Annotated in this window: 26 protein-coding genes and 1 other RNA gene; 9 read left to right on the forward strand and 18 right to left on the reverse strand. The window is 58.6% G+C overall.

The features are described from left to right. Positions 1–5 precede the first annotated feature (5 nt). Entirely contained in the window at positions 6–845 is an 840-nt protein-coding gene (locus AC1Z1G_RS03935) for a phosphatase PAP2 family protein (RefSeq protein ID WP_483625041.1), read from the forward strand. A gap of 343 nt (positions 846–1,188) precedes the next feature. Here AC1Z1G_RS03935 and AC1Z1G_RS03940 read toward each other — a convergent pair whose 3' ends face one another. From AC1Z1G_RS03940 to AC1Z1G_RS03955, 4 genes are all read right to left on the reverse strand, one after another. Continuing rightward, entirely contained in the window at positions 1,189–1,605 is a 417-nt protein-coding gene (locus AC1Z1G_RS03940; protein WP_483625043.1) for a hypothetical protein, read from the reverse strand. A gap of 48 nt (positions 1,606–1,653) precedes the next feature. Continuing rightward, on the reverse strand, positions 1,654–3,108 hold the full coding sequence (locus AC1Z1G_RS03945; RefSeq protein ID WP_483625045.1) for an ArnT family glycosyltransferase: 1,455 nt from the start codon (positions 3,106–3,108) through the stop codon (positions 1,654–1,656). A gap of 113 nt (positions 3,109–3,221) precedes the next feature. Then, positions 3,222–3,818, reverse strand: a complete 597-nt coding sequence (locus AC1Z1G_RS03950; RefSeq protein WP_483625047.1) for an imm11 family protein — start codon at positions 3,816–3,818, stop codon at positions 3,222–3,224. A 98-nt stretch (positions 3,819–3,916) separates the two neighbouring features. Further along, on the reverse strand, positions 3,917–4,699 hold the full coding sequence (locus AC1Z1G_RS03955) for an AraC family transcriptional regulator (protein ID WP_483625048.1): 783 nt from the start codon (positions 4,697–4,699) through the stop codon (positions 3,917–3,919). A gap of 105 nt (positions 4,700–4,804) precedes the next feature. Between AC1Z1G_RS03955 and AC1Z1G_RS03960 the strand changes: the two genes are divergently transcribed. Then, positions 4,805–5,695: an EamA family transporter gene (locus AC1Z1G_RS03960; protein WP_483625050.1), complete on the forward strand. Its 891-nt coding sequence runs from the start codon at positions 4,805–4,807 to the stop codon at positions 5,693–5,695. Between the two features lie 384 nt (positions 5,696–6,079). Further along, complete coding sequence (locus tag AC1Z1G_RS03965) at positions 6,080–6,463, forward strand: hypothetical protein (RefSeq protein ID WP_483625051.1); 384 nt, start codon at positions 6,080–6,082, stop codon at positions 6,461–6,463. An 87-nt stretch (positions 6,464–6,550) separates the two neighbouring features. Here the strand turns inward: AC1Z1G_RS03965 and AC1Z1G_RS03970 are convergent, their stop codons facing one another. Continuing rightward, positions 6,551–7,018 carry a cysteine hydrolase family protein gene (locus AC1Z1G_RS03970; RefSeq protein ID WP_483625053.1) on the reverse strand — a complete coding sequence of 156 codons (468 nt, stop codon included), beginning with the start codon at positions 7,016–7,018 and terminating at the stop codon, positions 6,551–6,553. Between the two features lie 152 nt (positions 7,019–7,170). Next, complete coding sequence (locus AC1Z1G_RS03975) at positions 7,171–7,866, reverse strand: hypothetical protein (RefSeq protein WP_483625055.1); 696 nt, start codon at positions 7,864–7,866, stop codon at positions 7,171–7,173. A 219-nt stretch (positions 7,867–8,085) separates the two neighbouring features. Here AC1Z1G_RS03975 and AC1Z1G_RS03980 point away from each other — a divergent pair, with 219 nt between their 5' ends. Beyond that, positions 8,086–8,511: a YciI family protein gene (locus AC1Z1G_RS03980; protein WP_483625057.1), complete on the forward strand. Its 426-nt coding sequence runs from the start codon at positions 8,086–8,088 to the stop codon at positions 8,509–8,511. Positions 8,512–8,856: 345 nt separating this feature from the next. Further along, positions 8,857–9,324 (forward strand): hypothetical protein, encoded by a 468-nt coding sequence (locus AC1Z1G_RS03985; RefSeq protein ID WP_483625059.1) that lies wholly within the window; start codon positions 8,857–8,859, stop codon positions 9,322–9,324. Between the two features lie 122 nt (positions 9,325–9,446). Here AC1Z1G_RS03985 and nadE read toward each other — a convergent pair whose 3' ends face one another. The 3 genes from nadE to AC1Z1G_RS04000 are packed head-to-tail and all read right to left on the reverse strand — an operon-like array spanning position 9,447 to position 12,163. Next, positions 9,447–10,298 (reverse strand): ammonia-dependent NAD(+) synthetase, encoded by an 852-nt coding sequence (gene nadE, locus AC1Z1G_RS03990; protein WP_483625061.1) that lies wholly within the window; start codon positions 10,296–10,298, stop codon positions 9,447–9,449. Between the two features lie 10 nt (positions 10,299–10,308). Beyond that, positions 10,309–11,514, reverse strand: coding sequence for a nicotinate phosphoribosyltransferase (gene pncB / locus AC1Z1G_RS03995; protein ID WP_483625063.1), 1,206 nt, complete (start codon positions 11,512–11,514; stop codon positions 10,309–10,311). A gap of 1 nt (position 11,515) precedes the next feature. Beyond that, positions 11,516–12,163: a nicotinamidase gene (locus tag AC1Z1G_RS04000; RefSeq protein WP_483625065.1), complete on the reverse strand. Its 648-nt coding sequence runs from the start codon at positions 12,161–12,163 to the stop codon at positions 11,516–11,518. 248 nt (positions 12,164–12,411) lie between these two features. Here AC1Z1G_RS04000 and AC1Z1G_RS04005 point away from each other — a divergent pair, with 248 nt between their 5' ends. The 3 genes from AC1Z1G_RS04005 to AC1Z1G_RS04015 are packed head-to-tail and all read left to right on the forward strand — an operon-like array spanning position 12,412 to position 14,201. Beyond that, positions 12,412–12,984: a nucleotidyl transferase family protein gene (locus tag AC1Z1G_RS04005; protein WP_483625067.1), complete on the forward strand. Its 573-nt coding sequence runs from the start codon at positions 12,412–12,414 to the stop codon at positions 12,982–12,984. Further along, on the forward strand, positions 12,985–13,698 hold the full coding sequence (locus AC1Z1G_RS04010) for a hypothetical protein (protein WP_483625069.1): 714 nt from the start codon (positions 12,985–12,987) through the stop codon (positions 13,696–13,698). 11 nt (positions 13,699–13,709) lie between these two features. Then, positions 13,710–14,201: an NUDIX hydrolase gene (locus AC1Z1G_RS04015; protein ID WP_483625071.1), complete on the forward strand. Its 492-nt coding sequence runs from the start codon at positions 13,710–13,712 to the stop codon at positions 14,199–14,201. Positions 14,202–14,295: 94 nt separating this feature from the next. Here the strand turns inward: AC1Z1G_RS04015 and AC1Z1G_RS04020 are convergent, their stop codons facing one another. The 8 genes from AC1Z1G_RS04020 to AC1Z1G_RS04055 all read right to left on the reverse strand — a co-directional run bounded on the left by AC1Z1G_RS04020 (position 14,296) and on the right by AC1Z1G_RS04055 (position 23,425). Continuing rightward, entirely contained in the window at positions 14,296–14,562 is a 267-nt protein-coding gene (locus tag AC1Z1G_RS04020) for a LysR substrate-binding domain-containing protein (protein WP_483627747.1), read from the reverse strand. A 282-nt stretch (positions 14,563–14,844) separates the two neighbouring features. Further along, positions 14,845–15,242, reverse strand: a transfer-messenger RNA (tmRNA) gene (ssrA, locus tag AC1Z1G_RS04025). Between the two features lie 96 nt (positions 15,243–15,338). Next, the gene (locus AC1Z1G_RS04030) at positions 15,339–15,617 is read right to left on the reverse strand and encodes a hypothetical protein (protein WP_483625073.1); all 279 of its coding nucleotides are present in this window, start codon (positions 15,615–15,617) and stop codon (positions 15,339–15,341) included. A gap of 209 nt (positions 15,618–15,826) precedes the next feature. Next, on the reverse strand, positions 15,827–18,637 hold the full coding sequence (locus AC1Z1G_RS04035) for an FAD-binding and (Fe-S)-binding domain-containing protein (protein ID WP_483625075.1): 2,811 nt from the start codon (positions 18,635–18,637) through the stop codon (positions 15,827–15,829). Further along, positions 18,634–19,305: a LutC/YkgG family protein gene (locus AC1Z1G_RS04040; RefSeq protein ID WP_483625077.1), complete on the reverse strand. Its 672-nt coding sequence runs from the start codon at positions 19,303–19,305 to the stop codon at positions 18,634–18,636. The genes AC1Z1G_RS04035 and AC1Z1G_RS04040 overlap by 4 nt, the downstream gene beginning before the upstream one ends. Then, the gene (locus AC1Z1G_RS04045) at positions 19,305–20,759 is read right to left on the reverse strand and encodes a LutB/LldF family L-lactate oxidation iron-sulfur protein (RefSeq protein ID WP_483625079.1); all 1,455 of its coding nucleotides are present in this window, start codon (positions 20,757–20,759) and stop codon (positions 19,305–19,307) included. The genes AC1Z1G_RS04040 and AC1Z1G_RS04045 overlap by 1 nt, the downstream gene beginning before the upstream one ends. Next, positions 20,756–21,580 (reverse strand): (Fe-S)-binding protein, encoded by an 825-nt coding sequence (locus AC1Z1G_RS04050; RefSeq protein WP_483625081.1) that lies wholly within the window; start codon positions 21,578–21,580, stop codon positions 20,756–20,758. The genes AC1Z1G_RS04045 and AC1Z1G_RS04050 overlap by 4 nt, the downstream gene beginning before the upstream one ends. Positions 21,581–21,730: 150 nt before the next feature. Continuing rightward, complete coding sequence (locus AC1Z1G_RS04055; protein WP_483625083.1) at positions 21,731–23,425, reverse strand: lactate permease LctP family transporter; 1,695 nt, start codon at positions 23,423–23,425, stop codon at positions 21,731–21,733. A gap of 261 nt (positions 23,426–23,686) precedes the next feature. Here AC1Z1G_RS04055 and AC1Z1G_RS04060 point away from each other — a divergent pair, with 261 nt between their 5' ends. Next, positions 23,687–24,454 (forward strand): FCD domain-containing protein, encoded by a 768-nt coding sequence (locus AC1Z1G_RS04060; RefSeq protein WP_347903983.1) that lies wholly within the window; start codon positions 23,687–23,689, stop codon positions 24,452–24,454. 147 nt (positions 24,455–24,601) lie between these two features. Here the strand turns inward: AC1Z1G_RS04060 and smpB are convergent, their stop codons facing one another. Beyond that, positions 24,602–25,084 (reverse strand): SsrA-binding protein SmpB, encoded by a 483-nt coding sequence (gene smpB, locus AC1Z1G_RS04065; RefSeq protein ID WP_028623113.1) that lies wholly within the window; start codon positions 25,082–25,084, stop codon positions 24,602–24,604.

Consider the following 25,084-nt stretch of genomic DNA (forward strand, 5'->3'; position numbering starts at 1 on the left):
GCACCATGCAGACGTTTGTTCGCCATCGATTTTATTGGCTCAATTTCGGTATCCCGCTGCTCTGCGCAGCGGTGGTTTTCCTGGCGTTCGACCTGACCAGGATAGATATCGCCTTCAGCAATCTGTTTTATGACCCGGTGAGCCAGACGTTCCCCATCGGTAAAATGCAGCTGTTCGAAAAGATCACCCACAAGTGGCCCCGGATCATCCCGAACTGGACCGGGGAAGCAGCGATCATCGGTGCCGTGCTGTCGTTTTTCTGGGGCTGCGTGAATGCGCACAAATACCCGAAATTCGCTGCGTTTCTGGAAAAAATCAAACTGGCGCCGGTGCTCAGGTTCACCGCCCGTCATCGCCGGGACTTCCTGTTCGTGGTGGTCGCGTTCTCCCTGTGCACCGGGGTAATCCACTACCTCAAGAGCCACACCAGCGTGTACTGCCCGGTTGAAACCACCCAGTACGCCGGGAAAATAGAACACAAGGACTGGTACGAAAACTTCGACCTGTTCAACACCGCCGGTGAAGGCCGCTGCTGGCCGGGTGGCCACGCCTCGGGTGGTTTCACCATGCTGGCGCTGTACTTTGTTGCCCGTCGTTATCGCTGGCGTCATGCCAAAGCCGTGCTCTATGGCTCGCTGACGTTGGGGATGATTTACGGCACCACGCGGGTGTTTCAGGGTTGGCATTACATGTCCCACACCTTCTGGGCCGGGATCTTCATCTGGCTGACATGCCTGCTGACGGCGCTCGCATTTTATGGCCGGGCGCGACTTGACCAGCCTCTGCGGCAAACAACGGTCGGTGTTGAAGAGGCCGTCGGCGGCGCAAGAGCCAGCGCAGGCTGAAAAACACACGGCACCTTGGGTTAATGCTGGTCAGTTAAGAAAACTCAGCGTCTGAATGCTCTGTTCTGATCCGAAATCTACCCCTCACCCCAACCCTCTCCCCAAAGGGGCGAGGGGAAAGGGAGCAGATCTCCATGCCGTTCAAAACCTGAGTTCGACTCGGACTTTCAGGTCGATGTAACTCAAGTGAACACCGCCGTCAGTTCCCTCGCCCCTTTGGGGAGAGGGTTAGGGTGAGGGGGTGGTTCTCAAGCCTGGCAAACAACCTGAAGCATTCCTCGTAACAGTGACGTTAACTGATCGGCATTAGCACCTCGGGTGCCGTTTTTGTTGTCTGCGGTGGCTACTTTGTCAGGTAAGGGTCCTGAGACTCGATGAACCGCTCGAAGGCCGGGGAGTTGTAGACCTTCAGGCAGGCATGGGACACCACCTTCTTGTTCGTATGCTTGCTGGCCGCCGGGGTCTGGTCGTAGGCCTCCTGCATGAAGCGCTCGGTGGCCTGGTAGGGATCGTGGAGGGTTTCCAGGGTGTCCTGGTTTTGCACGATGTCATGCGCGCCCTTGCCCATGAAGTGGTACGCGCCGCTGGCCCGGCCGAGGTCGGTCCTGAGTTCCGATTCTTCCTTGAACGGGGCGGTCAAGCAGTTGACCAGCCCATAGTTTTTCAGCGAAATGCGCGCCTCTTGCACGCTGACCTCCGCCGCCAGTACGGGGCCCGTGCACAGCAACAGCCAGAGCATCCGTGTTCGAACAATCATCATGCGTCCTGCGCCTCATCGGTTGATGAGGCGCAGGTTAACCGTTCCTGGTTACTGCGCCACGAAATAGTACGGCTGGCGTCCGACCTGAATGACTTTCAGCACTTTGAGCGGTGGCTTGGGCACGATGTCTCCGGCCATGACCGCGACATGAGTGGGGGCCGCAGTCAGGAACTCACTCAGTTGCGCCTCGGTTTGCAGGCCAATCAGCTGGCTCTGGGTGTAGAACACGCTGGCACCGGCCACCCGCTCGTTGGGTTGATACATCGCCACTTGATGCCCTTCGGCTTGCAGCGCCTGAATGTGCTGGGTCAGCGGCATGAAGGACAGTTTGCGATCAGCGTGGGGCGCAGCCCATTGCGCAGCTGCCAGGTAGAGGCAGATCACGAAGGCGATCACGCCCGTGGCGATCCCGCGCCGGTGACGTGCCAGCTTGCCGAGCCAGGTCGAGGCGTTGACGTGCCCGGCCAATCGCTCATACAGCACCGCCGCATACTCGGCGGCGAGCACCGCGGCGGCAGGTGTCAGGGACATCAGGTAAACCGTGCGCTTGCTGGAGGCCAGGGTCAGCAGGGTGAACTGCGCGAGAATCCAGATCGTGAAAAACAACCGGTAAGGGTTACTCGCCAGGCTTTTGCGGAAGTGCCACAGGCCCAGGTAGAGCAGGATGTTCCACGGCAAAAAGGCTTGTGGCAGTTTGGCCAGGTAGTAATAGAACGGTTCATAGTGCCCGGCAGCGGTGAATGAGCCACTGAAGCGACCGACGCTGTTGGTCAGCAGCACTTCGCCGAGCGCCTGCATGCCACCACGCTGATACAGCAGAACCAGCCAGATCACCAGCGGCACCAGCCCGAGCAAGGTCAAAAACCCTGGGCGCAACCAGTCGCGCAAAGAGAACCGCTTGTTCATCAGGCTGTCGGTGAGCAGCCAGACAAAGATCACCACGCCGGGCATTGCCAGCCCGAGCATGCCTTTGCTCAAGGTCGCAATGGCGATACCGAGTGCGAACAGCAGGCCGCTGCCCAGGCTCGACCGTTGTTCTTCGCGCTGCCGAATACCCAGGAAAAACGCCAGCAATGCCATCGTTACCCCGAGGCTGAGCAAGGCATCTTCACCAACGCCACGGCTGTTGCTCCAGTAACTGGCCATGGTCGCGAGCATGATCGAGGCCACCCAGGCAACGCCTGTCGGCCGGCCGAACCGGCGCAGCATGGCGTACAGCAGCATCACGCTGAACAGCCCGGCAAACGCCGAGGCCAGCCGCACTGCCAGTGGTGTGCCGCCGAACGCGCGGATCGCACCGGCATCCAGCCAGAGGCTCAGCGGTGGTTTTTCCAGGAACGGCTGACCGAACAGGCGAGGCGTCACCCAGTCGTTGTCCAGGTGCATTTGCATGGCGATACCGGCCACGCGGGCTTCGGTGGAACCTTGCAACTGGTGATTACCCAGGGCGAAGAAAAACAGCAGGCAGGCAAGCAGAAACAGTAACGGGGCAGGACGCGACATAGGCTGTGACTACCAGAGGAGTGGGGCCGTAAGTGAGCCGAAGGAAAAAAAGTATACGGGGTCGATTCTTAACAAATCGTGAATGGAGCGCTCACGGTGCAATCGGGCCGCCATCAGTTGTCACTCAGCCGTTGGTTGGCGGCATACAGCCCCAGACCGTCATGGCCCTTGAATCCGCCCTGCAGAAGGACCTCGGCCAACGCCTGAGACATCAGCAAATCGCCGGAGTCGGCCTCTCGGGCGAGGTGACGGGGCCCCAGTCCATCGTCCAGGAACGTGGTTTTGTTGAAATAGAGGATTGAACCGTCGTCGTCGCGTTCAGCCACCGACGTTCGAAAGTCCACCGCGTTGACCGTACACACCGGGTTGACGATGAAAAACGTGGCGCTGACGTTTTCGGCGTGAGCATGAATGCGTTGGGGGCGCAGCAACTCGACGTCTTGCGCAGCGTGTTGTTGAAGCACCTCGGCCAGCCGTGCGCTGACAAGCGGCACGCCACCCAGCAACCATAAACAGTCGAACTTGAGCAGTTCTGGCGGGCGGCAGGCGAAGAATACGCTCGGTGAGTCCATGTCGGCGGGATAAGGCTCGCCAGCCAGCAACGACACATATTCGAAGTTCGAGCCGCGGGTTTCATAGGCACCGGGCTTTGCGTCATAGGAGCCGATCAGTCGTTCACGGTAATTGATCGGTGATATCCAGCGAAACATCATGAGCCTCCCTGTTGGAAAGATGATCATGCCCTGACAGGCGATCACGTTCAGTGGTGTCCTTACCTTTCGCCGGTGGATCAGCGACTGGCAACGCCTCAGCGTAGCCCGTTTGGAAAATATCGGCTGGGCGGCTCACCCAACACTCGACGAAACACACACGTAAAGGCGCTTGGGCTGCTGTAACCCAGGTCCACCGCGACCCGCGTGACCGACTCGCCGTTGCCCAGCCGAACCACGGCCGCCAACAGGCAGGCCTGCTGGCGCCACTGCACGAAGCTGATACCGGTTTGCTGGCGAAACAGGCGGGTGAACGAGCGACGGCTCATGTTGACGCGAGCGGCCATCTCGTCGAGCCCGGTTTCCAGGGACGGGTTTTCCAGCACCTCCCGGCAAACCTGTGCCAGGCGGGGTTCAGCGGCCAGCGGCGCATTGAGCGAGAGCGGTTGCATGGCAGCGATTTCATCCAGCAACAACGCCATGACATGGCCGTCCCGATGGTCCAGGGCGTACAGCGCCGGGACGTCCATGGCGCTGATCAGCAACACGCGAAGCAGGTCCGAGACCCCGAACACCTGGCACCGGGCAGGCAGGCCGAGTTGCCGCACCGCAGCATCGCGAATGTAGGTATTGAGCATGGTCACCGGCCCGCTCATCTGCATTTCGTGGGGCACGCCTGCCGGTACCCAGATCGCCCGTTGCGGGGGCACTACCCAGTTGCTTTCCTGAGTGAACACACTGATAACGCCGCTCGCCGCATAGGCAAACTGCCCGCGTTGATGGGTGTGCAGGGCAAAGCGCAGGCCATCGGGATAATCGTTGGCCGTGACCACGGCATCGCGAGGGGTGTGTTCGTAAGGGTCTATGTCGGTTTGGCGCATGGCCCGAATTGAAGGGTATGTGGCCTGTCATTGCAAGCGGGCAGGGTGGGCGTCGAGCAATAGTAATGCCTTCGCCTTGGGCGCAGCCTTCTGGAAACACCTCTCATGCAAAAGAAACACCTGTTGCTGGCCGTGTTGGTCACGGCGGTCTGGGGATTGAACTTCCCCATCACCAAGTTGGGTCTGGCCACCCTCGACCCACTGCTGCTGACTGCGCTGCGCTTCACGCTGGCGGCGTTGCCGTGGGTGTTCTTCGTCCGGCGCCCGCAGGTTGCCGTTCGGTGGCTGGTTGCCTATGGGCTGATTTTTGGCGTGGCGATGTGGGCCTTGATCAACCTTGGAATCGAGTTGGGCGTCCCCCCCGGCACCGCTGCGCTGTTGATCCAGTTCAGTGCTTTTTTCACCCTGGGTTGGGGCGTCGTGCTGTTTCGCGAGCGTTTGAGCCGGGGGCAAGTGCTGGGTGTATTGCTCGCGGCGTCGGGGGTGATGCTGATTGTCTGGAACAGCCCCGGCGAGGCGACAACCCTGGGCTGTGTGTTGTTGCTGATCAGTGCGTTCAGCTGGAGCGTGGGCAATGTGATCATCAAGCGATCCGGGGTGCGGGAGATCTTTGCCTTTGTGGTGTGGGCGAGCCTGTTCCCGCCGATTCCGTTGTTTTTACTCACGTGGTGGGCGCACGGCTCTGCGCCGTTCACCTCGCTGGTGACGCAACTGGATCGGGTGGCGGTGTTTTCGTTGATGTTTCAGGTCTATGGCGCGACGCACTTCTGTTACTGGGGCTGGAACCTGTTGCTGCGTGAGCACCCGGTGTCACGGGTGGCGCCGCTGTCGTTGCTGATTCCGGTGTTTGGCGTACTGGGTTCGATGGCGATCCTCGGGCACCGGGTGGGCATTATCGAAGGGTTGTCGATTGCGCTGATTCTGTCGGCCCTGGCCACCGGGTTGTTCAAAAAAACCATTCCACCTGCGCGCACGGCACAAGTTCGCGCCCTGTAAATGAGCGCGGCTTGTTGCCTGTCGATAAAAGGCGGGAGCAAGGTACTCGGGACACTTTGCTGTACCGGTCGAACGATCATTAGTGCGAAGGAGGGAGTTCCCACAGGCGAAAAAAAGCCCGCGGGAGAGCGGGCAAACCGTAGTGCTTTGAATGAGCGGGGTGGACTGTACACGGCCGGGGTCGGCGTTGCGGTGAAGAAAAGTTCATCCGCGGGCCCCGGCCACCGCTGTATTCGACTCAACAGCACGACACGCATCTGCGCCTGAGTATGCACGCTAAAGGCTCGGGGGCAACCTACCAGATCTGGTAGTTGACGAGCCTCGCTACAGGGCTAGATTTCAGAGGGCAAGAGGACGCTGTTACCTTAAACAAGGAGAGGCATCATGCTTGACGAAAAAACAAAAGATCCACGCGAAGGCTTTGCCAAATCGGTACAGGCTGAACTCCAGGGGTACACCTTCATCGGCAACGGCAGTTGCTCGGTCAAGGGCAAGGAGGGGGAGCGAGCCGGCAACAACTTTGTGGGCATGCAGGTTCAGCAATACAAGTCTTACAAACTGGTGGCACACGCCGGTTCTGCACGTTTTATGGTCCGCCTGGATTACAAGGGGGGCAGCGACAAGAACCTTCACTATGTTGAAGTCAACACCCTTGATGCGGGCGAAACCTTCAATATCCGTTCGGTTTCAATGAACAATCTTCAGGGGATTTTCCCAGCCGGCGTAAGCTCTGCCAACCTGAGCTTTGCGGTGTATGGCAAACCCTGATTCAAGGTCGGTTTAGTACCGTTGTGTAAGCCCTGACTGGCCGGCTGGTTGGGGCTTTTTGCTGTTCGTCCCGCCGGTTCTGCGCCCTTATCGAGTGATCTGATTCACGTTCAGCACATGCTTGAAATGATGCTCCCAGAGTTTCACGCCTAACCCGCCCGAGCGGTCCAGTGACGAGCCCACCGTCAAATCGCTGATCAGCGTTGGTTGCAACCCCGCATCAAACAATGCGAACCCTGCTGCCAGGCAACAGGTCTCGGTTTGAAGGCCGCACACCAGCACCCGCTCCACGTCCAGGCTTTTCAGGTAGTCGAGGGTTTCAGGCGAAGGCGCGTAGCCGTGCTTGATGAAAATGCGGTCGGCCAGGATCAGGCTGTCGTCGTCCGGTGCCGGGTGCCAGCCAAGTTGTTTCTGGAATGGGGTTTTGGACTCGTCATGACGCTCGACGGTGGCGACGCTGGGCAGGCTGCCGATCAGCGCCTGGATGCCGTCGACCAGCCATTGCGGTGGGGAGAAGCTGGGTTGAACGTCGATGATCAGAAGGGCTTGGCGCATGCGGGGCTCCGGTGTGGACACGGGGAAAGGCGCGGGTTGAGACGCCTCTTCGCGGGCAAGCCTCGTGCCTGCGAAGGGCAAGTGTCAACCTTGAGTGAGGCTGAGCACTTGCCGAACCGGTTCCAAAGCGCCGAGCCTCTTATGCTCCGGCGTTACACCGTTTCTGCGGGGCCGATCGCCACTACGCCTTTGGCCCACAACTGGGAGCTGAACCAGCCCTCCATGCTGGAAACCCCGGATGTGGTTTTGAACAGGGCAGCAATATCAATGGTGCTCGCGAAGTTGTTCTTGTTCAGATCATACCGGCCCATGAAATTACCGCCCCATGCAGCATCGGCGTTCACCAGGTCGATGGAGGCGTTCATGTAGCGGCTGGCTGCACCCTTGAGCGAATCAGAGCCCTTGAGCATCTCGTTGAGGCGTTCGATGTCCGTAGCGGTGAGCGAGCCGCTGGAGTTGAGCAGTATCAGCTTGCCCTCGGCGTCCACCGTGAGCCCGAAATCTTTTTGCGCCAGCACGGGGTCAAGCAAATCCAGGCCAGCCTTGAACTGACTGAAAGCGTTTTTCAGCGAAAGGTAGGCACTGTCGTATTGCTCTGCCATCTGTGGGTAGTTGGCCGCCTGGGAAGTACTGCCGATGTACATCATGTCGGCAACCAGCAGGGTGTCCGTTGTCACAGGCGGGGTACTTGGGTGATAGACCGTTGCCGGGGTGGTGGCATTCTTGATGGCTTGCGCGCTGGCTTCATCGATGGGTTTGGCCGTCAGTGTCCCGCCAACGTTGAGCAGTCGGTCTTTGAGTGGAGTTTGCACCGGGTCGAGCGATAGAACTGAAGCTTTGATTTCCATATCGTTATCTCCATGAACACGGGTGGTTTCAGAAGTTAGCGGCGGGGATTGAGGGAACTTGAAGGGGGAGGGCTGAACGGCCCGCGCCTACGAGTCCGATGTGCCTTGGCTGACTGGAATCAGGTTTGAAGCCAGGCATCTTTTTCATTCGAGCTGTCGATTTTGGCCTCGTCCGTTCGACAAGGAACTGAGCCACTCAACTCCAGAGGAGAAACGACGATGCGATTCATGATTATTGTGAAAGCCAGCAAAGATTCCGAGGCCGGTGTAATGCCCAGCGAAGAACTGTTGACCGCGATGGGCAACTACAACGAGGAACTGGTCAAGGCCGGCATCCTCATCGAGGGCGAAGGCCTGCACCCGAGCAGCAAAGGTGCCCGCGTGCGCTTCTCGGGTGACCAGCGCACGGTCATCGACGGCCCGTTCGCGGAAACCAAGGAGCTGATCGCCGGTTATTGGCTGTGGCAGGTGAAGTCCAGGCAGGAAGCTATCGAGTGGGTAAAACGATGCCCCAACCCGATGCCGGGCACGGACGCCGAGATCGAGATTCGCCAGGTGTTCGAGGCTGAGGATTTCGGCGCAGAGTTCACGCCGCAGTTGCGTGAGCAGGAAGAGCGACTGCGTGCGCAGGCGAAGAAGCGTTAATGGGGGCAGGGGATGGGAAACACGAAATGTTGTGCTCCGGGTCAGAAGAGTTACACGCAGGCTGGAAACTCCAAAACCCGCGTTTAGCGGGTTTTGTTTTGCTTCGTGGCGCGCAGGTTGGGGGCTTTGAACCCTATGTAGAGCTCCTTGGCAAGTGCTATAAGCTCTTGCCGAGTGAAGTCGGGGCTTGATGGATAAGATGATGCAGTGGGAAGGCTTGATAGATGGAGCTGCTTTATCCGTACGGCTGCTCATGGTCTGCCGGCATACAATAAAGCCTCTGTCTGGCTTTTGATTCAGGCATTTTATTGATGCAGTCAGTGGAAAATATAATCTGGAGTATGCATGGCGTTTTTTATAGCTTTTATTCTGGCGTTGGTCACTAAGCCATTCTTGAATAGCCCGCTGTGCAAGGGTGAGTTCAATTTTTTTAAAACATATGTTGTGTATGGCGTGGGTGGCTCTATTGCGATATCCGTGATTATTTTCTGGGTGTTTGGCGGGTACCAACTATCAACTGACTCAGGCCGTATTGACGAAGGACTTCCGATTGCCTTCAGGATATGGGCGTTGACAATGGCTGTCTATTTCGCCGGTATTGGGTTGGCGGTGGCGAAGATAAAAGAGAGAACGCGCTCGCCTTTGATGAACATGTATATACCGCTGCTCTTGCTGTCTATGGTTGCCTTGGTCGTGGTGTCGATGTTTATCGGGATGATTTACTCTGTTGTGTATGGGGTCTCTTTGTTTGTGTTGTACCGGACGGTATGGGAAAAGCAGTTGTTTAATGTTGAGCTGAAACAAGATAACTAAGCCTGGCGTTTTTCGTAGGCGCCAGGCTTGCCGGTGATGGCGTTCTTAAGGGCGCTATTGCCAGTAGCCGGGCTCCTGAGTCCGATGTCTAGCTGCCTCATGTTCTGTCATTCCAGGTCGCATCACGGGGCGTACGGCAACTCTCGTTTGTGCGCTGTTCTCGTGTAGATACTGATGATCAGCCTGGCCACCTCCTCAGGGACAGGCCTGCCGAGCAGGAAGTTGTCGATCTCATCGTAGGTGCATCCATGCGCCAGCTCATCCGGCTTGCCGGGATCAAGCTCTTCCAGGTCTGCCGTTGGCGTCTTGTGCACCAGGTCGGCAGGCGCGCCCAGCGCCAGCGCGATCTGGCGAACCTGACCCTTCACCAGGCCGGCCAGTGGGGTCACATCGCACGCGCCATCACCGAACTTGGTGAAGAAGCCCATGACCGCTTCAGCCGCATGGTCGGTACCCACCACCAGGCAGTTGTTCAGGTTGGCAATGGTGTATTGAGCCATCATGCGTGCACGGGCCTTTACGTTGCCCTTCACGAAGTCCATCTTGCGTTCGTCGCCGGCTGACTGGCCGCCCACGGCCCCCATCATGGCGTCAACCGACTGGCCGATGTCGACCGTCAGGGTCGCATCGGGCTTGATAAAGCGCAGCGCCAGTTGAGCATCTTCTTCGTCACGCTGGACGTAGAAGGGCAAGCGTACGGCGTAGAACGTGGCGTCATAGCCCTCGGCACGCAGCGCCTCCACTGCGATCTGGCACAGTCTGCCCGCGGTGGTCGAGTCCACGCCGCCGCTGATCCCCAGCACCAGGCCTTTGGTGCCACTGGCCCGTACGCGATCTTTGAGGAAGCTGACGCGCGAGTCGATTTCACGCGTTGCGCTGATCGTTGCATCGCTCCACCGATTGACCTTCAGTGCTTCAGCAATACGGGCACTCAGGGCTACGGCGGACGAATCGGGATGTGCTTGAGCGTTCATGGTGTTCCCCTTACGCGATGCTGAACGTGGTGCGAGCGTATTCTTCGAAACTCTTGTCCCGGCAGACGAGCTTCGTTGGTTCGTCCGAAAACTTCACGACAGGACGGTCGTTGACCTTCACCAGTTTCATCACGATGCTGAGCGGGGTTACGCCAGCGACGTCGCAGGAAAGGTTGGTGCCGATGCCGAAGCTGAAGCGAATTCGACCCTGGAGCGCCCGGATGATCTTCAAGCTGATTTTCACATCCAGTGCATCGGAGAAAACCAGGCTCTTGGTCATTGGGTCGACGCCCATCTTTTTGTAGTGGGCGATAAATTTTTCGGCCCAGACCAGAGGGTCGCCGGAGTCGTGGCGTACGCCGTCAAACAGCTTGACGAAGTAGTGATCGAACTCCGAGAGAAACCAGTCGGAGCTTATGCAGTCGGTCAGCGCGATGCCCAACCGGCCACGGTATTCCTTGACCCAACCCTCAAGCGCAGCGGCCTGGCTTTCATGCAACCTGCCCAGTTGCTGGTGCGCCATCAGCCATTGGTGGGACATGGTGCCGATGGCATCAATGTCGAATTCACGTGCCATGTGGACGTTGCTGGTGCCGACAAAGACGCCCGGAAAATCGCGCTTCATCACACCGATCATCTCGAACTGTGCCTTATAGGACAGGCGCCGGCGAGTACCGAAGTCTGCAACGCGCATCAGCGCTAACTCGTCCTGGGTGGCGTGGGTCGCCAGCCAATCGAATTTTTCGTAAAGCCGACGGGTGACATCGGTCAGCGAGACGTCAGGGTATGTGTGGCGATTGCGGATCTCGCTCACCATGGAAAGAATCGGGATCTCGAACAGGATGCAGTGCAACCATGGGCCGCGAACCCGGATGGCGAGTTGGCCATCGCAATTGCTGACCGTCACATAGTGCAGGTTGAACTTGAACAGGCCGAGAAAGCGAATGAAGTCGGGCTTGATGTATTCACGCTTGTCCTGGCGAGCCAGGAAGCGCAACTCGTCTTCCGTGAACGACTTTTCGCTGAGCGCTTCAAGCGCTTTTCGCACTGCGCCGATGTAGGGCGTCAGATCTTCTTTGGAACGGACAATCAACTCATATTCAACGTCGACATCCGGGTGCTGATGGAGGATGGGCTGCTGTTGCGTAAAGGAATACAGGTCGTTATCCAGCAGCGATATGACGGGGAGAGAGCCCTGGCTGTATGCGCTTTCCATCTTAGTTCCCCTCAACGGCAAACAAGGTCAATGCTTCTTCGTTGTCTATCAGCGCTGCGCCGGCATGCTTCATTTCTTGCAGTGCGGTGTCAGCGGTCTCCTGGCTGATCGCTCGGCAGGCCGGTAGATAAACCGCCACCTCGAACCCTGCACCGAGCAGTTGCAGCACGGTCGATTTCACGCAGTAGTCGAGGGCCAGGCCACCTACGAGGACTTTCTCGATGCCCTTCGAGCGAAGGACTTCGATGGCGCCGGTGGTCATGATGTCGTCGTGAAACAGGGCGCCGTACGGGTGCAAGTCCACCTCGAGGCCTTTGTACACGATGAATCCGTATTCACTGACTTTCGGTAGGCCGGGCAGAAGCTCAAACCCCGGGGTGCCCGGAACGCAGTGAGACACCCAGGTCAGGTCGGCATGCACAAGCCCTGTCGGAACACCCATTTCGGCATGAGAGCCGACGACCCATTTTGCATTCGGGCTATGGGCATCCTTGCTGGCCACTCGAAAGCCGGCGAGCGATGCCATGAAATTCAGATCAGGAACGATTTCATCCCCGCCAGTGACAGGGAGCTCGTCTGGACACAGAGGGGTAAAGCCGCACTGTGCATCTACATCGAAGCTGGCAATCTTGGATTTTTGAAAGCTCATTGCAGGTACCTCCGCTGTCGTCTTGCGGCACATAGTGCTTCACGCGTACTAAGTAAGTCAACTGGCTGTCGTGAGTATTTCAGGATTTTCGCACTGCTCTCAATAGGGAGGTTCAGTGTTTTTGTGATCTTATGTCTTGTAATTGTTGCTTGTGGTTGTGAGCGGCCGCTCTGTCAGAGCTTGATTTAACTCGCGGTGACTTGATCATTATGTGCGTTACGCGCATTATGTCGAAAAATGAGGGTTGGATGATGACGGTGCAATTGGCGGTATATGGAGGTGCATTCAACCCGCCACACGCGGGGCATGTTCAAGTAATGGCTTCACTGCTGGGCCGGGCATCTCAAGTTCTGGTGGTGCCTTCGTACGCTCACCCGTTTGGCAAGCAAATGGTCGATTTCGACTTGCGGGTTCAGTGGTTGGAGAAGATCGCCATGGGCTTCAAGGAGCCGCGCCTGGTCGTCGATACCTGTGAGCGTGAGTTGTTTAAATGCAAGTCCCCGATTTTCAGCATCGACCTGCTTCGATTCATCGCCAGGCGCGCCCGCCTCGATACAAAGGACGTTGCTTTGGTGATGGGCGCGGACAACCAAAAGGTTTTCCGCACGTTTCATGGGTATCAGGAAATCATGGATGAGTTTTCGGTCATCACCCTGCCCGAGACCATCAGCGTTCACAGCACAATGATCCGAGACGCCTTGAGAGCTGGCAGAGACATTCCGCACAGTTGGCTGGCGCCGGGCCTGCGCGTGACGGACTACCTCGTTTACGCCGATACTGGGCAGGTTTCACTGGCCGATCAACAACAGAGGAGTGCATAGGTGAGCGAAGAACGAAGAGGCGCCATCCAGTCGGTCGATGTCGGAATACTTCGATTCAGCCGCGAACTTGGTCGGGCACAGATACTGGTTCACAAGCGTCTCAATTCGGATGAGCCCTATTTCGGGCAATGGGCAATTCCAGGCTTGGTCATCAACGGTGACACCGAGGATCAAAGCCTGGAGGCCGCCATCGAGCGCCTCATCCATTCTCCTAAAGTGGGTTTCCCGATCAGTCATTGCGAGCAGGTAGTGACAGTGGGTAATGCGGTGCGTGATCCGAGGGGCTGGGCCACGACCACGGTCTATATGGCAATGGTTGATGACACGGTAGAAATCGAAGGCGACAAGCAGTGGGTCGACCTCGTGTCGGCAAGTGAGAAGGGATTCCTGCTGGCGTTCGATCACAACGAGCTCGCCGCAAAAATAAGAGCGCGCCTGGCGGGTAAATTCCGGTACACCAGCATCGGGTTCGCCATGCTGCCCATGAAGTTCACCATGACTGACGTCATCACCCTCTTCTCGGTGGTGCGAGGCATCAAGCCGGGTAAGGGTAAGACCAGCATTATTCAACGCGTGAAAAAGATGATCGACGCCAAGCTCATTGCGCTGACAGAAGAAACTGTCCAGCCGGCGATGGGCCGCCCACAAAACCTTTACCTCAAACTCAAGCCGCAAGTGATTGTCGAGTTTGATCGCGCACTGTCAGATGACTAAGGCTCAAGACCATGAATGCACCCGTCAACACGATTCAGACCCTGTTGGAAACGCCGTTTTTCAAGGTGATCAAGCGGGGTAAGTACTACGTCGTCACCGAGGCCTACGAGGTTAATGCTGCCGTGATCCTGGCAAGGGACACTGAAGGTCGATATTTGCTGGTGCAGCATTACCGTGGCGCGATCGATCAAGACTCGCTGGAGGCGCCTCGAGGTGGGCGTAACAAGAATGAGACGCTGGCGCAAACCGCTAAACGTGAGTTGCTCGAAGAGACCGGGTACACGTCGCAATCCTGGACTCTCCTCGGGAAACTGCATACCAACACCTCGCTGATTCAAAGTGCGGTCGAAGTGTATTTGGCGACCGACGCGGTGCAAGTGACAACGGAAACGGACGGTGAGACGAAAGGCACCCTGGCTTACACCGGGCAGGAGATAAAGGCCTTGATCCGCGCCGGCAAGATCACGGATGCGCATACCCTGTCTGCCTGGGCAATGTTGTAAGTCGGGCGCAGGCGGCTATCCGGTTGGATATCGAGGTTCAAGAGGGGGGCTTTCCTGGTCTTGTTATGACGCCGGGTTGGCCTGGCTCCAGCCCCTATCCCAGTTCGTGGCTCAGCAGATCAATCAGATGATCCATGGTGACGCGAACAGCGGGGGAGCGCCGTACGTCAGCGTGAATAGACATCCAGATATCCCGGGACTTCGGTTCGTCCTGCAGCTCAATCCTGACCAGCGTCTTGTCTCGATCAGCGAGAAAACAGGGCAGTATTGCCACGCCGATGCCCGTTTGTGCGGCGGCCAGTTGCGTTGCAACGTCGCTGCTTTGAAATACAAAGGGCCGCCCATCAGCAAACTGCTGTATCCAGCGCTGTTTTCCAGAGAGTCAGTGCAAGGCCGGCAGTGGCCCAGGCGTTGAGCGTGGAAGGGTCACCCCATGCTTTGCGTCCTTTGCGGGGCGTTTCCCCTTGAAGGTTATCACCGTCATGTCTCTGGAGTTTCTTGGCCTTGGGTGCGGGGGGAGGCTGGGTGATATCAGCTAGGGGCGGCGAATCAGTGGGGGGATGTTCAGAAACAAGAAAGCCCGCACAGGGCGGGCTTCTTGGGGTGTTTCGTAGACTGTCTGAGACAGGTCTAGATTGCTATTTGGTGGAGCCGGGGGGATTTGAACCCCCGTCCGCCAGTACTCCGCTGTCGGTACTACATGCGTAGCCGTGTCTATTAAGTTAACCCTCAGCGACCCGACGGGCAGGGTGCTTTGGGCGAGTTGTGTAAGTTTTAGCCGCTTCGTCCACAACGTACTGCACGGCGATTCTGTTCTATATGACAATCACTTTGGGTTTACAGACATCCCCTGATGATTGCTGGACCCGAAGGTACCAGAAGCTCAGGATCTAAAGCTGCTTACGCAGCGAGAGAGAATTCCTGGCCGTAGGTTTCGTCATTGGCAACTATAAGTAGTTGCAACAGTGGATTTACGAGTTCTGTTACCAACTCGGCATGCACCTAAAGTTTCGCAACCGGCGTCGAATCCTAAACGGCCCCGAGCCCACTGCTCTGTGAATCAATTTGAGCAGCAAGCCTGTGTAGTGTACGCCAACGCAGGGCATAAGGCCAACCCGAAGGTTGGCCGGCTACGGGTCAGCCCTGGTTTCCGCTGGAAATTTTCTGGATTCTTTGCAGCGCCTGGGTTGTTTCATCGACGCACTTCTTGTCGTTGCCTGCTTTTTGGGCGGCTTGTGCACGAGCCTGCATCGCTTTGATGTTGTTTGTAGTGTTCTCGGAGGTCGCGGGCAGAGTGGTGATCGAGTCTTCGAGCTTTTGCAGGTTCAGGTCACAAAGATCCTTGTCCGCGGCAAACGCCGGCGAGGCCAGCATTGCAGCGGTAATGAACAGTCCAGCCAGGGCAGTACGCTTCATGGGTATCTCCTTGTGCATGATGGCTCGGAGCAGCCAGATCGTGAGGCCGCCACCGAGGTCGGTGATAAGCCTCTTTCAGCGAGGCCTGAGCAAATGACTATAGACGTGCACAGGAATTCGGTTTTTTTCGTCAGCGTACGAATCAATCCAAGAGTGGGGCGCAGATACTGAAAAGGGGCGAATCGCCCCTTTTCAGTGTGGTCCGGTTCTTACGTCGAGCGTGCTCGGGTCACCCGGTCCACCAGGTAAACCAACCCGTGATAATCAATCCCGCCATGCTGGCTCAGGCCGATTTCACAGGTGCGGCTGGTGGAAATGCCTTCACTGCAAAACTGCACGGCGTCTTTCAGTGTGCGCAGCGAGTGAGCGTTCAGCTCCGGCGTGGTGAACCCCTTGTCGCCCGCAAACCCGCAGCAATGAATGCCTTCCGGAATCACCACGTTTTTACTGCAGCGCCGCGCCAGATCAATCAGCGCCTGGCTCTCGCCCAGGTGCTGAGTGCTGCACGTGACGTGCACCGCAATCGGTGCTTCCTGTGGGGTGAAGTCCAGGCGATCCATCAAGTGCGTACGGATGAAACGCACCGGGTCGTACAAGTCCAGCCGCACCTCGCCGAGGTCTTGCACCAGGCGCAATGTGCAGGGGCTGGTGTCGCAATAGATCGGATCAAGCCCGCCGCGACTGGCATGCAGCAGCGCGCCGATCAGTTCCTGGCGCTTGTGCTCGGCCTGTTCCGCATAGCCTTTGGAGGCGAATGGTTGACCGCAGCAGAGGCTGTCCTGATTGTCCGGCGAAACGACCTGGTAACCGGCCTTTTCCAGCAGGCCACGGGTTTTGTCGTACAGCGACATCTGCTCTTGGTCGCCGGCCGCCGGGCCCATGACCCGCGACACGCACGCCGCCAGATACACCACGCGCGGGCGCTCGTCAGCCACTGTCGGGCTGAAACGAATCGCACGTTCCGGTTGTGGCATGGCGTTGGTCCACTGCGGGATCTTCCCTTTGGAGCGCTGGGTTAGCGCAGCAGAAATCTTCGCCAGTCGTGGTGCGCCTAGCAGCATTCGCGCACCGTTGGCCACATGCAGAGTGAAACGCGCACCTTGCAGCGCGGTGGCGAAATGTCCTTCAAGCCAGTTGGCGGTTTTCGTACGAGTGGCGGTGCGGCTGCGCAGCTTTTTCACCAGGTCGCCGGTATTGATGCCGACCGGGCAGCGTTGAGCGCATAACCCGGTGGCGGCGCAGGTGTCGAGGCCTTGGTATTGATAAGCCGCTTCCAGTTCCGTGGAGTCGATGCCCGCGCGTTTTTTCGCCTGAATATCACGCCAGATCACGATGCGCTGGCGCGGGCTCAATGTCAGGCCTTTTGACGGGCAAACCGGTTCGCAGAAACCGCACTCGATGCACTTGTCCACAATCTCGTCGGCGGCGGGCAGCGGTTTGAGGTGTTTAAGGTGAATCTGTGGATCTTCGCTGAGCACCACGTCCGGGTTGAGGATGCCGCTGGGGTCGAGCAGGCGTTTGAGCTGCCACATCAACTGGTAGGCATCGCTGCCCCATTCCAGCTCGACGAAGGGCGCCATGTTGCGACCGGTGCCGTGTTCGGCTTTCAGCGAGCCACCAAACTCCACGGCGACCAGTTGCGCTACGTCGTCCATGAACGCCTGGTAGCGTGCGACTTCTTCCGCGCTGTTGAAGCCTTGGGTGAAGACGAAGTGCAGATTGCCTTCCAGTGCGTGTCCGAAAAGGATCGCTTCGTCGTAGTGATGTTTGTCGAACAGTTCGATCAAGCGGTTCACGCCGACGGCCAGTTGTTCCACCGGGAAGGTCACGTCTTCGATGATCACTGTGGTGCCGGTTTTTCGCACCGCGCCGACGGCGGGGAAGGTGTCTTTGCGGATCGCCCAGAGCTTGGCGTTCTCGGCCGGGTCTTCAGTGAAATCGACCTGTTTTTCCACCGGGAATGACGCCAGCGACGACATGATCTGCGCGAGTTGTTCGTGCAGCAATGAGGACGATGCCGCGCGGGACTCGATCAGCAAGGCGCAGGCATTGGCCGACAGTTGCTGGACGAAAGCCGGCATGCCGGGTTTGTCCTGCACCGAGCGCAGGCTGCGGCGGTCGAGCAGTTCCACGGCCGAAACCGGTTGGCTTTTCAGCACGGTCACGGCGTTGCAGCAGGTTTCCACGTCGGGGAAAACGATCAGTGCCGAGGCTTTGTTCGGATGGTCGATCACCGTGTCGTAGGTCACCGCGCTGATGAACCCTAGCGTGCCCTCGGAGCCCACCAGCAGGTGGCTCAAGATATCCACCGGTTCGTCGAAGTCCACCAGGGCATTGAGCGACAGCCCGGTGGTATTTTTCAGGCGGTATTTGTGGCGGATTCTCGCGGCAAGCTCGGCATTGGCGCGAGTCTGGCGACCCAATGTCGCTAGACGCTCCAGCAGCTCGGCGTGGCTGCTGCGAAATGCAGCGACACTGGCGGCGTCTTCGGTGTCGAGACGACTGCCGTCGGCCAGTACCAAACGAATCCCGGCCAGGGTGTGGTAAGTGTTTTGCGCCGTGCCGCAGCACATGCCGCTGGCGTTGTTGGCGACGATGCCGCCGATTTTGCAGGCGTTGATCGACGCCGGGTCCGGGCCGATCTTGCGCCCGAACGGTGCCAGCCAGGCGTTCGCCTGCGCGCCGATCACACCCGGTTGCAGGCGAATTTGTGTGCCTTGACCGCGAATCTCGCGAGCGTTCCAGTTATCGCCGAGCACGATCAGCACCGAATCGCTGATAGCCTGGCCAGAAAGGCTGGTGCCAGCGGCGCGGAAGGTCACCGGAACTTGATCGCGCTGCGCCAGTTCAAGCAGCGCGACCACTTCGTCTTCGGACTCGACGCGGATCACCAGTTTCGGGATCAGCCGGTAGAAACTCGCATCGGTGCCGAAGGCCAGGGTGGAGAGCGGGTCGTCGAAACGCCGCTCCTGAGGAATCAGTTGCTGCGCATCACGCAGGAAAGTCGCCGGTAGGCTCATTGGTCCTCCAGGATCAATACCACCAGGTCTTTCGGGCCGTGGGCGCCGTACGCCAGGACTTGTTCGATGTCGGCGGTTTTCGACGGTCCGGACACCAGCAGCGCGTTGGTTGGCATGCCTTGGGCCCAGTTGAATTCGCGTTGCACCTGATAGAAGTTGTCGCGGATTTCACTGGCCTTGAGCAGGGCGAAATGCACTGGCGGCACCAGGCTCATCAGTCGTGGCTCTTCGCGGGTTGGCCAGATAATCAGGCTACCGGTGGCGGCAATGGCGCCGAGGGTGGTGGTCAGGCTGGCCTGGGTGTCGTTGAACAGCTCGGCTTTCCATTCTTCTACCGGGCGGTCGTAGGCCTTGAGTGTCGGCAGCTCGGGATTGTTCGCCCAATGCTGAGTGATCCGTTGACCATGAGGCGTAGTGGGTGCGATCAGCAGGCTTGGCAACTGACGGTCACGCAGCAACTGCGCGAGCAGCGCAGGCCAGTCTTGTTCGCGGGTCAGGTGGATTTCGGTGTGCACCGCTTCCATCAACTTGCGCAGCTGTGGGATGCGTTGTTCCGGCGTGTAGGTGTAGGGCTCGGTCACCAACGCTTCATCGAAGTTGTCAGGCACTGGCGTGGTACCGGTCAGGCTGTTCCGAAGTTTGGCGAGAATGTTCTGCTTGGCGCTCATCAACGATCTCCCTGTTTGGCCAAGTGCTCGCGGGCCATGTTGTGCAGTGAACGAGCGGCGGGTTTCGGCGCGCTATGGTTTTGCGTCCATGGGCCAACGTTGCTCGGCGTGAGGGCGCGCAGGCGGGTGGCGAAAAAACCGAACAGTCGATACAGCGTCGGGGAACTGTTGAGTTTCGCCCAGGCGTTCCAGATGAAACGTTCTTTGCGCGAATATTTGCTGCCCTGGCCACGCATGACTTGATGGGGGCTGTCCGGGGCTTTGACGTTTTCTTCGCGTAGGCGCCGCAGCAGTGCCGGGATCGGAATTTTTACCGGGCAGACTTCACCGCAGGCACCGCACAGTGATGATGCGCTCGGGTGGTCCGGGACTTTTGCCAGGCCGACCATGTGCGGGGTAATGATTTTGCCGATGGGGCCAGGGTAAACCTCGCCATAGGCGTGGCCGCCGATGCGGGTGTAAACCGGGCAATGGTTCATGCAGGCGCCGCAGCGAATGCAGTTCAGGGTCTGGCGCAGTTCACTGTCGGCAAATGCCTGGCTGCGACCGTTGTCCAGCAGCACCAGGTGCACTTCTTGCGGGCCGTCCAGCTCATGCTCTTTGCGCGGGCCGGAAATCATGTTGACGTAAGTGGTGATCGGCTGGCCGAGGGCCGAGCGGGTCAGCAACGACAGCAGCGGTACGACATCGCGCAGGTTTTCGACGACTTTCTCGATCCCGGTGACGGCGATGTGCACGGGCGGCACGGTGGTCGACATGCGGCCGTTGCCTTCGTTTTCCACGAGCAGCAGGGTGCCGGTTTCGGCCACGGCGAAGTTGACGCCGGAGACGCCGATGTCCGCCTCGAAGAATTTCTGCCGCAAGACTTTGCGGCCGATCTGAATGAGTTGGTCAACGTCCTTGGTGTACTCCACGCCAAGTTTGTCGTGGAACAAGGACGCGACCTGACCGGCATTCTTGTGGATCGCCGGCATAATAATGTGTGAAGGCTTCTCGTGATCGAGCTGGACAATGAATTCGCCCATGTCCGACTCCAGGCATTCAACACCTTGAGCCGCGAGGACATGGTTCATCTCCATCTCTTCGCTGACCATCGATTTGCCCTTGATCACTTGCCGCGCCTCGTGAGCACGGATGATCGATAAGACGATGCCATTGGCCTCGTCCACCGTTTCCGCCCAGTGCACTGTCACACCGTTGCGGGTCAGGTTCTGTTCCAGTTGCTCGAGCAACTCAGGCAACCTGGATAACGCGCGGGCACGGACTGCATTGCCCAGGGCGCGTAGGTGTTCTCGCTCATGGGCATCGCTGAAAGACGCTGCCCGTTTTGCCATCAGTGAATCCATCGCACTGCGAAAGTTGTTTCGCAATTGCGTGTCAGCCAAAGCCTCGTGAGCCCGGGCGCGAAAATCTTCTTCGACGGTAACCGTCGGAATCAGCGTCGGGTTGCTCATAAAGCACCTCCGGTACGCTGCCAGAGGAAGCTGGCCAGATGTTGGCCGCGCAACGCTTCTTTCTGTTTTTCCAGCGAGCCGTTGATGTTCATCAAGCAGCCGCAGTCAGCGCTCAGCACCGTGTGTGCGCCGGACTCCTTCAGTGCTTTGGTCTTGTCAGCGACCATTGCACCGGAAATGTCTGGCATTCGGACGCTGAATGTCCCACCGAAGCCACAGCATTCGCTTTCGTGGCTGTGCTCGACCCGTTCCACGTTGCTTAGCTGCGACAACAATTCGCGACCGTGCAGGTGGGTGTTCATTTCGCGCCGTGCCGAACACGATGTGTGCAGCGCCACTTTCACCGGAGTGCCGCTGTCCTTGAGCTGCACCTTGCAGACGAACAGCAGAAATTCGGCCAGTTCATAGGTCCGCGCCGCGAGGGCCTGGACTTGTTTAAGGGTGGCCGGCTCGTCCTTGAACAAATCGGCGTAATGTTCACGCAACATGCCCGCGCAGGAACCCGACGGCACCACCACCGGATAATCTCCGGCAAACAGCGCCAGTTGCGAGCGCGCTACAGTCCGGGCCTGTTCGGTGTAACCCGAGGTGTAGGCCGGTTGTCCGCAGCAGCTTTGCCCTTGTGGGTACTCCACGCGAATGCCTTCGCGTTCGAGCAGGTGAATCGCGTCCATCCCGGCTTCGGGGTAGAACAGGTCAACCACACATGTGCCGAACAGGTAGACCCGCTGCGGTTTTTCGCTGGGGTACTGACGCGGTTCAGGCAGTGGCGGGGCGACACGGGTCGCGTTCGGCACGGCGTTGTAAAAAAGCTCGCTCATCAGGCGTGTCTCCGGGTGGTCCCGGTTATCCGTCCGCTGAGGCTGCTGACTATAAAGCGGAAAGCTTTCAGCAGCCTTGCAGACCGGGTTGTGAGTCGCTGACGCGGGGGGCAAAACCCTGCGTCGGTTCTTTCTGTGTTGCTTGTGGAATTAGTGCACCAGCATGCCGGTGAACCAGTAGGCCTGGGCCAGCGTAATCAGGCCGACAATCGTGGCAAAGAATAGGCTGTGCTTGAGGGTGAAGCGGAACAGGTCGGATTCCTTGCCCACCAGGCCGGTCGCAGCGCAGGCCACGGCAATCGATTGTGGTGAAATCATCTTGCCGGTCACGCCGCCGCTGGTGTTGGCGGCGACGAGCAATACGTCACTGACGCCGATCTGGTGCGCGGTGGTTGCTTGCAGCGAACTGAACAGTGCGTTGGACGAGGTGTCCGAACCGGTCAGAAACACGCCGAGCCAACCGAGGAATGGCGAGAAGAACGGGAAGGCTGCCCCGGTGGCTGCCAGTACCAGCGCCATGGTCGATGACATGCCCGAATAGTTGGTAACGAAGGCGAAGGCCAGCACCATGCCGATCGACAGAATAGGCCAGCGCAGTTCATAGAAAGTTTCTTTTAAAGTGGTCAGACCAGTTTTGAAGTTGATCTTAAGGATCAGCATCGAGATCAGCGCAGAGAAGAAAATCGCCGTGCCGGTCGCAGAAATCGGGTCGAGCTTGAACACCGCTGGAATGGCTGTCGGGTTGGTCACGATCGGCGCCACCTTGATCACCATTTGATCAAGGTGCGGGATGGCGAAGTTGAACACCCAGCTATACATCGAGCCGCCGGCAGCGAACATTGCCTTGAAGGGTTTCAAGGTCCAGATGGTCACCAACACGGTGAGAATCAGGAACGGGGACCAGGCCTTGAGGATTTCGCCAAAGCTGTACGGCGAAGCGACGGTGGTGCGTTTCTGGCCAAAGCCACCGACGCTGGCGGTGACGACGGTGTCCGAGGTGACGCCGGCAATCTGCGCGCCTGCAGTCCGTTTTGGCTGCCAGACTTTCAGGAACAGTGTCAGGGACACCAGGCTGGCCAGGGCGGAGGTGATGTCCGGCAGCTCCGGGCCAATGAAGTTCGACGTGAAGTATTGGGTGACGGCAAAGCTCAGGCCAGCGACCAGTGCGGCGGGCCAGGTTTCGCGCACACCGCGCAGACCGTCCATCATGAACACCAGCCAGAACGGCACGAACAACGACAGCAGTGGCAGTTGGCGACCGGTCATGGCGCCGATCTTGAACGCGTCGATGCCCGTCACCTGGCCGGCCACGATGATCGGAATCCCCAGGGCGCCGAACGCCACCGGGGCGGTGTTGGCGATCAGGCACAGGCCTGCGGCGTACAGCGGGTTGAAACCAAGGCCAACCAGCAACGCGGCGGTGATCGCCACGGGGGCGCCGAAACCGGCAGCACCTTCCAGGAAGGCGCCGAAGCAGAAGCCGATCAGCAGCACTTGCAGGCGCTGGTCGTCGGTGATCGACAGCACCGAGCTGCGGATCACTTCGAACTGGCCACTCTTGACCGTCAGTTTGTAGAGGAATACGGCGGCGACGATGATCCAGGCGATCGGCCACAGCCCGTAGGCGAAGCCATAACCGGCGGCGGCAAACGCCATGTCGACTGGCATCTGGAAGGCAAAGATTGCTACCAGAATCGACAGCGCCAGGGTAATGCTCCCGGCGACGTGCCCTTTGAGGCGGAACACGGCCAAGGCCAGGAAGAAGAATACGATGGGGATAACGGCCGCGAGCGCGGATAAGCCAAGGCTGCCGAGTGGGCTGTAAAGCTGTTGCCAGGTTTGCATGTGGGGTGGCCCCTAATTGTTGTTGGTCAGGCACTGTCAGCGTTCTTGGATAATTGGTAATACCAATTTACAATCGCTGTCGGCTAGGTTAAAAGCCTTCAGCGTGGTGTGTCAATTTGTCGCCCTGAAACTTTTGTCGAATGAGCGGTGCAGAGGGCATCTGATCTGTTTGATCAATCGCTGTCTGGTAGGTGCTGGCACGGCGGCAATAGGCCAGAATAGAGAGCCCGGCGAGCTGTCGGGATCGTGGAGAAATGAGTTATGGGGTTTGATCAGATTCGTCAGCGCCGTTTGTCTGACGATATTGTCGAGCAGCTCGAGGGGATGATTCTCGAGGGCACGCTGAAGTCCGGTGAGCGCCTGCCGGCCGAGCGGGCATTGGCCGAGCAGTTCGGCGTGTCACGTCCTTCGTTGCGCGAGGCAATTCAGAAGCTGGCGGCCAAAGGGTTGCTGGTCAGTCGCCAGGGCGGCGGCAATTATGTGGTCGAATCTTTGGGGTCAACATTCAGCGACCCGTTGTTGCAGTTGCTGGAGAGCAACCCCGAAGCCCAGCGCGATCTGTTGGAGTTTCGTCACACCCTGGAAGCGTCCTGTGCCTACTACGCTGCGCTACGGGCGACCGATGTTGATCGCGAGCGCTTGACCTCGGCGTTTGAAGAATTGCAGGACTGCTATACCCGTCATGACGAAGTAAGCCGGGCGGAAGAGGGCGCGGCGGATGCGAAATTCCACCTGGCCATTGCCGAAGCCAGTCACAACGCGGTGTTGCTGCACACCATTCGCGGGCTGTTTGATCTGCTCAAGCGCAACGTGGTGACCAACATCGGCGGCATGTACAAACAGCGCACCGAAACCCGCGACATGCTGATCAGTCAGCACCGGGATTTGTATCAGGCGATTATCGAGGGGCATGCGGAGCAGGCGCGGGAAGTTTCCAGCCGACATATTTTGTATGTGCAGGAAGTGCTCGAGGAGGTGCGTCAGGAAGTGCAGCGCATGGCTCGGGCGGAGCGGCGCAAGGGGATGTAGTCAGTTTACTGTGGCGAGGGAGCTTGCTCCCGCTGGGGCGCGAAGCGGCCCCCTGGGTCAGTACCGTTAAGCAGATCGTTTACGACTGCTTCGCAGCCGAGCGGGAGCAAGCTCCCTCGCCACAAAAGTCGCGTTCAGGTCGGAAGATTAATCTTCCTTGCCCTTGTTCCGCACAGCGCGCTGCAACTCGCGGCCGGCGTCGCGTTCGCGCTCGGTGTCACGCTTGTCGTATTCCTTCTTGCCCTTGCCCAGAGCGATCTCGCACTTGACCATGTGCTTGCTCCAGTACCAGGACAGGCACACGCAGGCATAACCTTTTTGCTGCACGGCTGCGGCCAGCTTTTCCAGCTCGCGCCGGTTGAGCAGCAATTTTCGGGTGCGGGTCGGGTCGGCGATGACGTGGGTGCTGGCGGTCATCAGGGGCGTAATGTGGCTGCCGAGTAGCCAAGCTTCGCCATCCTTGAGCAGCACGTAACTGTCAACCAGTTGCAGCTTGCTTGCCCGCAGACTTTTTACTTCCCAGCCGGCCAGGACCAGACCAGCCTCGAATCGATGTTCGATGAAGTAATCGTGTCGCGCCTTTTTATTCTGCGCGATGGTCCCTGTAGGGTGTTTCTTCTGTTTAGCCAT

This window comes from Pseudomonas sp. JL27(2026) (assembly GCF_056933555.1).